Here is a 14,877-nt window from a genome sequence, read left to right as displayed (position 1 = left end):
TTCACTGTTCCAGGATGGCGTCGAGCTTGCTGTCAATCTCTTGCAATGTCAGGTTCTGCGGAAGCGAGTCGCCCTCTTCGTGCACGAGGTCTCCGTTGGCGCCGTTTCCGTCGACGACGCTCGCCGGCTCGCCCTTCGTTTGGGCCAGCAGAAAGAGTCGCTGAAGCAGGCCGGCCTCGTGCATCTGGGTCGCAGAGATACGCTTGAGCACCCATTTCAACATCTGCTCGGGATCGGCCGGGGAGGCGTCTTGCGCCGAGGCGGCCGGCACGAGTCGGCTGTTGAGGAGCTTCGCGATGGCCTGCGGCGTCGGGTAGTCGAACGCCAGCGTCGCCGGCAGGGCGGTCTGCGCCTGGGCGCTGAGCCGATTGCGGAGCTCCACGGCCATGCGTGAGTCGAGCCCGAGATCCTTCAGCACCTGATCCGGCTGCACCGCCTCGCCGCGGGGCAACCCGACCACCAAGGCGATCTCGGTCCGCACCAGCTCGAGCAGCGCGTCCAGCCGCTCCGGCTCCGGCAGCGCCGAGAGCCGCTCGAGGAGCGCCGACGCTTTCTGGGTCGCCGACGACGCCTTGCGCAGGGCCGGGCGCACGAGCGCCCGGAGCAGCGCGGGCGGCTCGCCGTTCGCCTCGATGGAGCGTTGCAGCCTGGCCAGGTCGAAGCGCACCGGCACGAGGCTCGCTTCGGGGCGCGCCAGCGCCGCATCGAGCAGCGCCAGCCCCTCCTGAGCCGATATCGGCACGAACCCCGCGCGCCGCATGCGCGAGACCTCGGCCTCGCCGAGGTGCGCTGTCATGCCCACGCCCGCCTGCGTCCAGAGACCCCAGGCGAGGCTCATCGCCGGAAGCCCCTGGCCACGGCGATGCGCCGCCAGCGCGTCCAGGAAGGCGTTGGCCGCGGCATAGTTGCTCTGGCCTGCGGTCCCGAGCGTCCCAGACGCCGACGAGAAGAGCACGAAGGACGCGAGTGACAGCTCCCGCGTCAGCTCGTGCAGGTGGAGCGACCCGTCGAGCTTCGGCGCGAGCACCCGCGAGAGCCGCTCGGGCGTCTGGGCCGCGAGCACACCGTCGTCGAGCACACCCGCGAGGTGCCATACCGCCGTCAGCGGGTGCTCCGGGGCGATGCCGGCCAGCACGCGCGCCACCTCCGCCCGGTCGGACACATCGCAGGCGGCGATCGTCACGGTCTCGGCGCCGAGCTGCTCGAGCGACGCCAGCAGCTCCCGCGCGCCGGGCGCCTCCAGCCCGCGGCGCGAGGTCAGCACCAGATGCCGCGCCCCGTGCTCGCGCACCAGATGCTCGGCGACCGCCTGGCCCAGCTCCCCCGTCCCACCGGTCACCAGCACCGTGCCGCTCGGGTCCAGCGGGCGGGCCGTCGCCTGCTCCTCCACCGGCTGCACGCGCACCAGGCGCGCTGCCCGCGCAGCGCCGTCCCGCAGCGCGAGCTCCGGCTCCGCCATGGTCGCGAGCGCTCGCGCCAGCAGCTCGCCGTCGAGCGGCCCGGGCCCGACGTCGAGCAGGCGCAGCCGGCGGTCGGGGTGCTCGTTGCGGGCCGCGCGGACGAGCCCCCACAGCGGCGCGTGGACCAGGTCGTCGACCCTGTCGTCCGCGCCGGCCGCGATCGCGTTGCGGGTGACCCACACGAGCTCCACCGACTCGAGCCGTCGCTCCGACAGCCACGCTTGCAGCAGCGAGAGCGCCTGTCGCGTCGCCTCGCGCGCCGACGAGATCACACCGTCGTTCCGCGCGCCCTCCGCGGTCGCGTCGACCACCACCCGCTCCAGCGCCGAGGTGCCCTGCTCGAGCTTGGCGAGCACGCCTTCAAGCGTCACGGCCGCCTCGGCCCCCAGCGCGTCGGCCAAGGGCGACGGGCCGTCCGCCAGGCGGAGCACGACCTGGGCGCCGCTCGCCAGCGCTTCGGTGAAGCTCACGGGCTGGAACTCCACCCGGTACAGGTGCTGTCCGCCGGCCCGTGTCGCCGCCCGCAACTGCTCGGCGTTGGCGCGGCGCACCTGCAGTCCACCGACACGCACCACGGGCTCGCCGGCCGCGTCGGCCACGAACAGCCCGCCTGTGAGCTGCTGCGCGCCTTGCTCTTGCAGCTCGAACCTGACCCGAAGCTCGCTCGCCCCGGTGGCGTGCAGCTCCACGTCCGACCAGGCGAACGGCAACGACACCTCATCGGCTCCCGAGCCGCCAGCCAATGCGGCGACCATCGTGTGCAGCACCGCATCGAGCAAAGCCGGGTGGATGCCGAATGCCTCTGCGCCGTCCGTCGCGGCCTCGGGCAGCATCACCCGGCCATAGTAAGCAGCGCCTCGCCGCCACAGCTCGATCAGCCCGCGGAACGCCGGGCCATACTGTAACCCGCGCGCCTCGAGCCGCTCGTAGAACCCCGAGAGGTCCACCGCCTCGGCTCCGGGCACGGGCCACGTCCGGAGCTCGTCGAGCGCGTCGTCGTCGCTCGCTCCGTCGAATGCGCCGTCCGTCAGGGTGCCTGTTGCGTGCTGCACCCACGGGGCGTCCTCGGGCGCCTCCTCGGGCTGGCTGTACAGCCCGAAGCCGCGCCGGCCCTGCGCGTCCGGCGCCTCGACCGAGAGCTGCACCCGGCGCGCCTCGGTCTCGCTCAACACCAGCGGCTCGGCCAGGATCAGCTCCGAGACCGCGCCGCCGCCCACCGCCCGCGCCGCCGTCAGCGCTAGCTCCAGCATCCCCGTGCCGGGAAAGAGCACCTTCCCGAACACGGCATGATCCCTCAGCCACGGCCGCTCGCGCAACGACAGCCGGCCTGTGAACAGGTAGCCGTCGGTGTCCGCCACCCGCGTCGCCGCGCCGAGCAGCGGGTGCTCGGCCGTCCTCAGGCCAGCCGAGCTCAGGTCCGAGCGCGCCTTGGACGCTTCGAGCCAGTAGCGCTGCCGCTGGAAAGCGTATGTCGGCAGGTCCACGTGCCTCGCGTCCTGGCCGCCGAACAGCCGCTTCCAGTCCACCTCGTACCCCTGCACGTGCAGCGCGCCCAGCGTCCCGCTGAGCTGCGACAGCCCGCCCTCGCCGCGCTGCAGGCTGCCCACCACCACGCCCTGCGCCTCGGCGCACGCCGTCGTGAGCGGCATCGCCAGGATCGGGTGCGCGCTCACCTCCACGAACACCCCGTGGCCGTCGGCCAAGAGCTCCACCAGCGCCTTGTCCAGCCGCACCGGCAGGCGCAGGTTCCGGCACCAGTACTCCCCGTCCAGCGCCTCGTCGTCGCGCAGCAGCGCGCCCGTCACCGTCGAGTAGAACGGTATCGTCGACGGCCTCGGCTCCAACGACGCGAGCTGCGATGCGAGCTCCGGCAGCAGCTCATCCATGTGCGCGCTGTGTGAGGCGTAGTCGACGTTCACCTTCCGGCAGAACACCTCCCTCGCCTGCAAGCTCGCCACCAGCTCGTCGACCGCCCGCGCGTCGCCCGACACCACCGTCGAGCTCGCCGTGTTCACCGCGGCGATCGACAGCGCCTCGCCGAACCGCTCGATGTACCCCTGCACCTCCGACACGGGCCGCTCCACCAGCACCATGCCGCCCTTGCCCGCGCACTTGCGCACCGCCTGGCTGCGCAGCGCCACCACCCGCGCCCCGTCTTGCAGCGGCAGCGCGCCCGCGATCACCGCCGCCGCCACCTCGCCCTGGCTGTGCCCCACCACCGCCGCGGGCTCCACGCCCAGCGACCGCCACGCCGCCGCGAGCCCCACGCTCATCGCGAACAGCGCAGGCTGCACCACGTCCACCCGCGTGAACGGCGGAAGCTCCTCGCCCTGCTCGCCGCGCAGGATCGCCGCCACCGACCAGCCCGTCCACCGCTTCAGCGCCGCGTCACACGCCTCCACCGCCTCCGCGAACGCCGCCGATTGCTCCAGCAGCGCCCGGCCCATCCCGAGCCACTGGCTGCCCTGGCCCGGGAACACGAACACCACCTTGCCCGGCACCCGCGCCTTGCCCACCGAGACCGACGCGTGGCCGCGCCCCTCGGCCAGCGCCGAGAGCCCCTCGGCCGCCTCCTCCGCGCTGCCCGCCAGCACCGCCGCGCGCGCCTCGAAGTGCGTCCGGTGCAGCGCCGCCGCGCTCACCACGTCGGCCCAGCGATACCCGGGCCGCTCCTTCAGCCACCTCGCCCAGCGCTCGGCCTGCGCGCGCAGCGCCGCCTCGTCGCGCCCCGACAGCACGAGCGGCAAGGCCGACGAGGCGAGCAGAGGCCCTGTCTCCGCCGGCGCCGGCTTCGGTTCGGCCGCCGGCGCCTCCTCGAGGATGACGTGCGCGTTGGTCCCGCTGATGCCGAACGACGACACGCCCGCGCGCCGCACACGGCCGCCGCGCGGCCACGGATGCGCCTGCTGCAGCAGCGACAGCCCGCTGCCTTCCCACGCGACGTGCGGGCTCGGCTCCTCCGCGTGCAGCGTCTTCGGCAGCTCCTCGTGCTGCATCGCCAGCACCATCTTCATCACCCCCGCCACGCCAGCCGCCGCCTGCGCATGGCCGAGGTTGGACTTCGCCGATCCCAGGTACACCGGCCGCTCCGGCGCGCGCCCCGGCCCGAACACCTCCGCCAGCGCGCCCGCCTCGATCGGATCGCCCAGGCTCGTCCCCGTCCCGTGCGCCTCCACCGCGTCGATGTCCTCCGGCGTCAGCCGGCACGACGACAGCGCCTGACGGATCACCCGCTGCTGCGACGGCCCGTTCGGCGCCGTCAGCCCCTGGCTGCGGCCGTCCTGGTTCACCGCAGAGCCCCGGACCACCGCCAGCACCCGGTCGCCGTCGCGTTGCGCGTCCGACAGCCGCTTGAGCACCAGCATCGCGCACCCCTCGGACCAGATGGCCCCGTCGGCCCGCGCAGAAAAGCTCTTGCACCGCCCGTCGCGCGGCAGGCCTTTCAGGCGGCTGAACTCCACATAGCTCGCAGGGGTGGTCATGACCGTGACCCCGCCGGTCAGGGCCAGATCGCACTCGCCCTGACGCAGGGCCGCGCAGGCCAGGTGCAGCGTCACCAGCGACGAGGAGCAGGCCGTGTCCACGGTCATCGCCGGGCCCTGCAAGCCGAGCGCGTACGCGATGCGGCCCGAGATCACGCTGGCTGCGCTGCCCGTGCCGCGATACCCGTTGAGCGACTCCAGGTCGCCGCCGTGCATCGCGCCGTAATCTGAGCCCATCCAGCCCAGGTACACGCCGGTGGCGCTCTCGCTCAGCGACGCGGGGCGCACCCCTGCCCGCTCCAGCGCTTCCCACGCCGTCTCCAGCACCAGCCGCTGCTGCGGGTCCATCGACTCCGCCTCGCGCGGCGAGATGCCGAAGAACGCCGCGTCAAAAAGGTCGATATCTCGCAAAAAGCCGCCTTCGCGCACATAGCTCTTGCCCACGGCCTCCGGATCAGGGTCATAGACCGAGAACGCATCCCACCGAGACGGGAACACCTCGATCGCGTCGCGCCCCTCCGACAGCAGCCGCCAGTAGTCCTCCGGACTCGCGATGCCGCCCGGCAGCCGACACGCCATCGATACGATGGCGATGAGCTCATCATCCTGCTTCCCGGATTGCGACCGCGGGCGCAGCGCTGCGTCGTGGAGCTCCGAGAAGGCCTGCTTCAGGAGCAGCTCCGCGATCGCGCGCGGCGTCGGGTAGTCGAAGGCCAGCGTGGCAGGCAGGGTCGTCTGGGACCGAGCGCTCAGGCGATTGCGCAGCTCCACTGCCAGCAGCGAATCGAGCCCCAGCTCCTTCAGCACCTGCTCGGGTTTCACCGCCTCGCCGCGGTCGAGGCCCAGGACGGCGGCGATCTCGGAGCGGACGAGGTCGAGGAGGAAGTCGAGGCGCTTGGCGTCGTGCAGCGCGGAGAGGCGCTCTCGGAGGGCAGAGGCCTTGTGCGCGGCGGAGGAGGCCTTTCGCAGGCCCGGACGGACCAGAGCGCGAAGCAGGGCCGGCAGCTCGGCCGAGTCGTCGGCGGAGCGCTGGAGTCGCGCGAGGTCGAAGTGGACCGGGACGAGCACCGGCTCGGGGCGCAGCAGCGCGGCGTCGAGCAGCCGGAGGCCCTGCTGCTCGGACATGGGGATGAAGCCGGCGCGCCGGAGGCGAGACAGCTCCGCGCCGCCCAGGTGCGCGGTCATCCCCACGCCCGCCTGCGCCCAGAGGCCCCAGGCGAGGCTCATCGCCGGCAGCCCCCGATGGCGGCGATGGGCGGCGAGGGCGTCAAGGAAGGTGTTGGCCGCGGCGTAGTTGCTTTGCCCCGCTGCCCCGAGCGTCCCGGCCATCGACGAGAACAGCACGAAGGCGGCGAGAGGCAGGCGCTGCGTCAGCTCGTGCAGGTGGAGCGCCCCATCGACCTTGGGCGCCAGCACCCGCGAGAGCCGCTCGGGCGTCTGGGCCGCCAGCACCCCGTCATCGAGCACGCCGGCGAGGTGGAAGACGGCCGTCAGCGGGCGGTCGGGGGCGATGGCCGCCAGCGCGTTCGCCAGCTCGGTCCGGTCGGAGGTGTCGCACGCCGCCACCGTCACGCTCTCTGCGCCGAGCGCCGCGAGGGCCTTGACCAGCTCGGGAGCGCCCGCGGCGGCCAGGCCGCGGCGCGAGGTGAGCAGCAGGTGCCGCACCCCGTGCTCGCGCACCAGATGGGCTGCGAGCGCCTGTCCGAGCTCGCCTGTCCCTCCGGTCACCAGCACGGTGCCTTCGGGGTCGAGGGCGCGGGCGGGCGCGGACGCCTCGTCCGCCGGGGGCGCCTGCGCCAGGCGCGCAGCGCGCGCGGCGCCGCCCCGGAGCGAGAGCTCCGGCTCGGTCGTCGTGGCCAGCGCCCGGCGCACGAGCTGCGCGTCGAGCCCATCGACGTCGAGCAAGCGCAGGCGCCGCTCGGGGTGCTCGCTGCGCGCGGAGCGGACGAGCCCCCAGAGCGGGGCGTGCGCGAGCGCCTGGACGCTGTCGCCGGCATCGACGCCGATCGCGTCGCGCGTCACCCACACGAGCTCGATGGGCTCGAACCGGCTCTCCGACATCCAGGCTTGCAGCAACCGAAGCGCCCGCGCCGTCGCCTCGTGGACCGACGCCGCGAGGCCTTGCTGGCTCGGGCCCGCAGACGTCGCGTCGACGATCACCCGCACAGGGGTCTGTCCGCGCTCGATGCGCGCGAGCACGTCGTCGAGCTCCGATATCGCCTCGAGGCCCAGCGCTTCCGCCAGCGGCGCCTGCCCCTGCAAGGCGCCGAGCACGACCTGGGCGGCCCCTGTCGAGGAGACCTCGGCGAGGGCGACGGGCTGGAAGTCCACCCGGTACAGGTGCCGGGCACCGACGCGGGTGGCGGCCCGCACCTGCTCTGCGGTGGCGCGGCGCACCTGCAATGCCGCCACGCTCGCGACCGGCTCGCCCGCCGCATCGGTGATGGCCAGTGCGCCGGTGACCTGCTGGGCCCCTTGCTCTCGCAGCTCGAACCTGACCCGGAGCTCGCTCGCCCCGCTGGCGTGCAACATCACGTCCGACCAGGCGAAGGGCAACGACACGTCATCGCCTGCCCCATCGAAGGCTGCGACCATCGTGTGCAGCGCAGCATCCAGCAGGGCAGGATGGATGTTGTACGCCTCGGCGTCGCCCGCAACGGCCTCGGGCAGCACGACGCGGCCGTAGAAGGTGCCGTCTCGGCGCGACAGCTCCACCAGGCCCTGGAAGGCCGGGCCGTACTGCAGGCCGCGGTCGTGCAGGCGCTCGTAGAAGCCGGTGAGGTCCACCGCCTCGGCGCCCGGCACCGGCCATGTCCGCAGCTCATCGAGCGCGGCACGCTCGACCGGCGCCTCGTCGGTCAGCACGCCTGTCGCGTGCTGGACCCACGAGGCCTCGTGCGCGGCGTCCTCGGGCTGGCTGTAGAGCCCGAAGCCGCGGCGACCTTGCGCGCCAGGCGCCTCGACCGAGAGCTGGACCCGGCGCGCCTCGGCCTCGCTCAGCACCAGCGGCTCTGCCAGCACGAGCTCCGAGACGGCGCGGTTGCCCGTGGCGCGCGCGGCGGCGAGGGCGAGCTCGAGCATGCCCGTGCCTGGGAACAGCACATTGCCGTAGACCGCGTGATCCCGCAGCCACGGCTGCTCGCCGAGCGACAGCCGGCTCGTGAACAGGGCTCCGTCGCTGTCCGCCAGCCGCGTCGCCGCGCCCAGCAGCGGGTGCTCCGCAGGCCGCAGCCCCGCAGCGCTCACGTCGGCGCCGACCTTGGGCGCGTCGAGCCAGTAGCGCTGCCCCTGGAAGGCGTACGTCGGCAGGTCCACGTGCCGCGCGGGGTACCCCGCCAGCACCTGTTTCCAGTCGAGCTCGTGGCCGTGCACGTGAAGCTGGCCCAGCGCCGTCACCAGCGAGCGCGCTTCCTCCTGGTCCTTGCGCAGGCTCGCCACGAACACGCCCTCTGTCCCCTCGGCCAGGCACGCGGCCCCCATCGCCGCCAGCACCCCGTCGGGCCCGCACTCCAGGTAGCTGCCCACGCCATGCTCCTGCAGCGACCTCATCGCATCGGCGAAGCGCACCGCCTTCCGGACCTGCCGCACCCAGTACGCGGGGGTCCTCAGCGTGGCCTCGTCGGCCGGCGCGCCGTCGACGTGGCTGACGAGCGGGATCCGCGGCGCCAGGAACTCGCAGCGCTCCGCCTCCTCCTCGAACGCCGCGAGCATGCTGTCCATGTGCGCGCTGTGGAACGCGTGCGAGACGCGCAGCCGCCGCGTCCGCCGGCCCAGCACCTCGAAGCGCGCCGAGAGCGCCTGCACAGCCTCCGCGTCGCCGCTGATCACCGTCTGGCGCGGGCCGTTGATGGCCGCGATGTCCACGCGCCCCGCGAACTCCGCCAGCGCCGGCGCCACCTCCGCCTCCGACGCCTCGAGCGACACCATCACCCCGCCCGGCTCGCACGCCTGCATCAGCCGCCCGCGGGCGCAGACGAGCCGCGCCGCGTCGCTCAGGCTCAGCATGCCCGACACATGCGCCGCGCTCAGCTCCCCGATCGAGTGGCCCGCCAGCACGGAAGCCTGCACGCCCCAGGCCTGCCACTGCCGGAAGAGCGCCACCTCCAGCGCGAACAGCGCAGGCTGGGTCCACGACGTCTGCTCCAGCAGCGCTCCGAGCTCGCTGTCCGCCTCCGCGAACATCACCGTCCGCAGCGGCTGGTCCAGGTGCGCGTCCAGCGCCTCGCACACCGCATCGAGCGCCTGGCGGAAGACCGGGTAGGCCTCGTAAAGGCCTTTGCCCATCCCCGGCCGCTGGCTGCCCTGGCCGGTGAACAGCACCGCGAGCTTGCCGTCACGGGCCGCCGCTGCCAGCACCACCGCCTTGTGCGCTCGCCCCTCGGCCAGCGCCGAGAGCCCCTCGGCCGCCTCCTCCGCGCTGCCCGCCGCCACCGCCGCGCGCGCCTCGAAGTGCACACGCGTCAGCGCCGCTGCACTCACCACATCCGCCCAGCCGTGCTCCGAAGGCGCCGCCAGCCACCTCGCCCAGCGCTCGGCCTGCGCGCGCAGCGCCGCCTCGTCTCGCCCTGACAGCACGAGCGGCAGCACGGGCGCCCACGAGGTCACCTCAACCACCGTCCGCGGCGGCTTGGCAGGCGGCGCCTCCTCGAGGATGACATGCGCGTTGGTCCCGCTGATGCCGAACGACGACACGCCCGCTCGACGCGGCTGGCCATCCTGACGTCGGGGCCATGGCGTCAATCGATCCACCACCTGCACGGGCAGGCTCTCCCAGGGGATCTTCGTGTTGCGCGGCGCGCTGTGCAGCGTCGCCGGCAGCGCCTCGTGGCGGAACGCCGCCAGCACCTTGCACAGGCCGGCCAGCCCCGACGCCGACTCCAGGTGACCGATGTTGCTCTTGATCGCCCCGAGCAGCAGCGGCCGCTTCGCGTCGCGCCCCTGGCCGTACACCGCGCCGAGCGCCTGGACCTCGATCGGGTCGCCCAGCGAGGTCCCGGTCCCATGGCACTCGACCACATCGATGTCCGCCGGCCGCAGGCCCGCGTGCCGCAGCGCCGCCCGCAGCACCTTCTGCTGCGCGGTGCCGTTGGGCGCGGTGATGCCGCTGCTGGCCCCGTCCTGGTTGACCGCCGTACCGCGCACCAGCCCCAGCACCCGCTTGCCTTGCGCCTGCGCGTCGGACAGCCGCATCAGCACCACCACCGCCACGCCCTCGCCCCGGCCATAGCCGTCGGCTGCCTCGGAGAACGTCTTGCAACGACCGTCGGCCGATACCGCGCGCGTGCGCGACAGCAGCACGAACCCCGACGGGTCGGCGATCACCTGGACTCCCGCGGCCAGCGCCATGGCGCAATCGCCTCGGCGCAGCGCTTCGCACGCCAGGTGCAGCGCGACCAGCGACGAGCTGCACGCCGTGTCCACCGACACCGCGGGGCCCTGCAGCCCCAGGTGGTACGCCACCCGTCCGGCGGAGAAGCTCAGCGCCGTCCCCGTCAGCGCGTACGCGTCCTCCTTCGCGCTCGCTCCGCGGTAATGGGCGTACTCGCTCGGCGCGACGCCCACGAACACGCCCGTGTCCGAGCCTCTCAGCTGGTCGGCGCGCACGCCCGCGTCCTCCAGCGCGTTCCACGCCGTCTCCAGCAGCAATCGCTGCTGGGGGTCCATCGGCTCCGCCTCGCGCGGGCTGATCCCGAAGAACGACGCGTCGAACGAGGCCACGTCCTCCATCAGCGACGCGTGTCGCACGTACGTCTTGCCCTTGGCGTCCGGATCGGCGTCGTACAGCGCCTGGACGTCGAAGCGCTCCGGCGGGATCAGGCGCAGCGTGTCGCGCTCTTCGGCCAGCAGCGACCACAGGCCGTCCAGGTCCCGGGCGCCGCCCGGCATGCGCAGCCCCACGCCCACGATCGCCATCGGCTCGCTCGCGTCGATACCTGCGCGGACCTCGCTCTCACCGACCTCGCTCTCCCGGGCCTGCGGCCGCCCCGGGGTCAGCTGCTCCAGCAGCCACCGCGCCGCCGCGTCCAGCGTCGGATGGTCGAACACCAGCGTGCTGGGGATGGCCAGCCCGCTGCGCTCCCGCAGCCGCCTGGTCAGCTCCACGGCCATGAGCGAATCCAGCCCCAGATCCAGCAAGCCCCGGTGCGGATCGAGCGTACCTGGGTCATTCACACGCAGCACCGCGGCCGTCTCCGCCGCGATGAGGTCGCGCACGTGTCGGTACCGCTGCGCCTCCGGCAAGCTGCGCAGCTGCTGCTGCAGCGAGCTATCCCCGGCCACCTGCGTCCGGCGGCTGCTCTCCAGCTGCTGAACGACCTGCTCGATGCCCTCGAGCAGCGGCCGCCGCCGCGCCGCGCAGAACGTCGCCACGAACCGCGACCAGTCCACGTCCGCCACGCCGACCGACGTGCTGCCCGCGCGCAGCACCAGCTCCAGGCACGCAAGCGCCTTGTCGGGCGCCATCGACGCAAGGCCCCGCAGCCTCAGGTGCTCCTCGGCCTCGCCGTTGACCATCCCTCCTTCCGCCCACGGCCCCCAGTGCAGCACCGTCGCCGCGAGCCCCTTTTGCCGGCGATGCCGCGCCAGCGCATCGAGCGCCGCATTGGCCGCGCTGTAGGCCCCCTGCGCCCCGGAGCCCCACAGCCCCGCGATGCTGCCGTACATCACGAACGCGTCCAGCTCCCGCCCTTCGAGCAGCTCGTGCAGGTGCCACGCCCCGCCGACCTTCGCGCCCAGCTCGTCGGCCACCTGCTCCGCGGCCAGCTCCGCCAGCGGCGTGCGCCGAACCACTCCGGCCAGGTGCGCCACCGCGCGCAGCGGCGCCTCGTCCTGCTCCACCATCGCCAGCAGCGCTTCGACCTGCTCGCGCTCCGACACGTCGCACGCCGCCAGCGTCACCCGCACGCCACGACCGACCAGCTCCTCGCGCAGCTCGGCCGCGCCGGGGGCGTCAGCGCCACGCCGCGAGGTCAGCACGAGGTGCTCGGCTCCACGCTCCGCCAGCCAGCGGGCCAGGTGCGCCCCCAGCCCCCCCACGCCGCCGGTGACCAGCACCGTCCCTCTCACCTTCCAGCTCGCCTTGCGGGCCTGCGGCCGCACCCGCACCAGGCGCCTCACGAACCGGCCGCCGCGCCGGATCGCCACCTGGTCCTCCTCGTCCTGGCTCGCCAGCGTCGCCCGCAACTGCTGCGCTGCACCCACGTCCAGCTCGGCTGGCACGTCCACGAGCCCACCCCACCGACCCGCGTGCTCCAGCGCCACCACGCGCCCCAGCCCCCACACCAGCGCCTGCGACGGGTGCGTCAGCTCGTCCGCATCATCCACCGCCACCGCACCCTGGGTCAGCAGCCACAGCGGCGCCCCGATCCCCGCGTCGCCCAGCGCCTGCGCCAGCGTCAGCGATTGATGCAGCCCGCGCTCCCGCTGCGGACGCTCCGGCGCGCTCTCCTCGTCCAGGGCCGTCAGCGACACCACCCCGCTCACCGGCTCCTGCGCCTTCAGCGCGGCCGCGAGCTGCGCTCGGTCCTGACTCGGCTCCAGCCGGACCACCTCCGCACCTGCCCCGCCCAGCACCTCGGTGACCTGCTTCGCCAGCCCTTCGCCCGCTGCCCCTGCCACCAGCAGCCATCTCCCGCTCAGCCCCACGCCGCCGCTCGCGGCCGTGGCTTCGCGTCTCCACGCTTCCTCATACAGCCAGCTTCCGACCGCGGCCTCGGCCTCGTTGCGATGGCGCCACGCCGCAAGGTACGGCAGCAGCGGACTGACGTTGCCGCGCACCTCGTCCGGCAGCGCGAGCAGCTCGGCGACGCCTTCGCCCTTGCCCTCCTCCACGGCTTCCCACAGCGCCCGCTCCGACTCCGACGCTCCCCCGGCGCCCACCGGCGGCTTGGGCGCATCCAGCCAGTAGCGCTGCCGCTGGAAGGCGTACGTCGGCAGGTCCACGCGCCGCGCGGGGTACCCCGCCAGCACCTGCTTCCAGTCGAGCGCGTGGCCGTGCACGTGGAGCTGGCCCAGCGCCGTCACCAGCGAGCGCGCTTCCTCCTGGTCCTTGCGCAGGCTCGCCACGAACACGCCCTCGGCCCCCTCGGCCAGGCACGCGGCCCCCATCGCCGCCAGCACCCCGTCGGGCCCGCACTCCAGGTAGCTGCCCACGCCCTGCTCCTGCAGCGACCTCATCGCATCGGCGAAGCGCACCGCCTTCCGGACCTGCCGCACCCAGTACGCGGGGGTCCTCAGCGCGGCCTCGTCGGCCGCCGCGCCGTCGACGTGGCTGACGAGCGGGATCCGCGGCGCCAGGAACTCGCAGCGCTCCGCCTCCTCCTCGAACGCCGCGAGCATGCTGTCCATGTGCGCGCTGTGGAACGCGTGCGAGACGCGCAGCCGCCGCGTCCGCCGGCCCAGCACCTCGAAGCGCGCCGAGAGCGCCTGCACAGCCTCCGCGTCGCCGCTGATCACCGTCTGGCGCGGGCCGTTGAGCGCCGCGATGTCCACCCGGCCCGCAAACTCCGCCAGCGCCGGCGCCACCTCCGCCTCCGACGCCTCGATCGACACCATCGCCCCGCCCGGCTCGCACGCCTGCATCAGCCGACCGCGGGCGCAGACGAGCCGCGCCGCGTCGCTCAGGCTCAGCATGCCCGACACGTGCGCCGCGCTCAGCTCCCCGATCGAGTGGCCCGCCAGCACCGAAGCCTGCACACCCCAGGCCTGCCACTGCCGGAAGAGCGCCACCTCCAGCGCGAACAGCGCAGGCTGGGTCCACGACGTCTGCTCCAGCAGCGCCCCGAGCTCGCTGCCCGCCTCCGCGAACATCACCGCCCGCAGCGGCTGGTCCAGGTGCGCGTCCAGCGCCTCGCACACCGCATCGAGCGCCTGGCGGAAGACCGGGTAGGCCTCGTAAAGGCCTTTGCCCATCCCCGGCCGCTGGCTGCCCTGGCCGGTGAACAGCACCGCGAGCTTGCCGCCACGGGCCGCCGCGCCCTGCACCACCGCCTTGTGCGCTCGCCCCTCGGCCAGCGCCGAGAGCCCCTCGGCCGCCTCCTCCGCGCTGCCCGCCGCCACCGCCGCGCGCGCCTCGAAGTGCACACGCGTCAGCGCCGCTGCGCTCACCACGTCGGCCCAGCCGTGCTCCGAAGGCGCCGCCAGCCACCGCGCCCAGCGCTCGGCCTGCCCGCGCAGCGCTGCCTCGTCTCGCCCTGAGAGCACGAGCGGCAGCACGGGCGGCGTCTGCGCCGGGACCATGTCGATCACCACCCGCGGCGGCTTGGCCGGCGGCGCCTCCTCGAGGATGACGTGCGCGTTGGTCCCGCTGATGCCGAACGACGACACGCCCGCGCGCCGCACGCGGCCGCCGCGCGGCCACGGATGCGCCTGCTGCAGCAGCGACAGCCCGCTGCCTTCCCACGCGACGTGCGGGCTCGGCTCCTCCGCGTGCAGCGTCCTCGGCAGCACCTCGTGCTGCATCGCCAGCACCATCTTCATCACCCCCGCCACGCCCGCCGCCGCCTGCGCATGGCCGAGGTTGGACTTCGACGACCCCAGGTACACCGGCCGCTCCGGCGCGCGCCCCGGCCCGAACACCTCCGCCAGCGCGCCCGCCTCGATCGGATCGCCGAGGCCCGTCCCCGTCCCGTGCGCCTCCACCGCGTCGATGTCCTCCGGCGTCAGCCGGCACGACGACAGCGCCTGACGGATCACCCGCTGTTGCGACGGCCCATTCGGGGCAGTGAATCCCTGGCTGCGGCCGTCCTGGTTCACCGCAGAGCCCCGGACCACCGCCAGCACCCGATCGCCGTCGCGCTGCGCGTCCGACAACCGCTTGAGCACCAGCACCCCGCACCCCTCGGCCCAGCCGGCGCCATCGGCCTGCGCGGAGAAGCTCTTGCATCGACCGTCCGGCGCCATCCCCTTCAATCGACTGAACTCCACGAACAGCGCCG

General features: G+C 73.8%; 1 protein-coding gene (cut by a window edge). It reads right to left on the bottom strand.

Annotation, left to right across the window (positions count from 1 at the left end; genetic code table 11):
* Nucleotide 1 precedes the first annotated feature (1 nt).
* Nucleotides 2-14,877, bottom strand: the 3' portion of a protein-coding gene (locus tag WMF31_RS00010; RefSeq protein WP_436599989.1) for a type I polyketide synthase. The gene runs 6,022 nt beyond the window's last position; 14,876 of the gene's 20,898 nt are visible here — the last part of the coding sequence; the start codon falls outside the window, past its right edge; it ends in the stop codon at nt 2-4.

This window comes from Sorangium sp. So ce1036, from assembly GCF_051369805.1.
GTDB classification, from domain to species: domain Bacteria; phylum Myxococcota_A; class Polyangia; order Polyangiales; family Polyangiaceae; genus Sorangium; species Sorangium cellulosum_F.
Note: the sequence above shows the minus strand (reverse complement) of the source record. Positions and strands in the feature narration are given on the sequence as shown.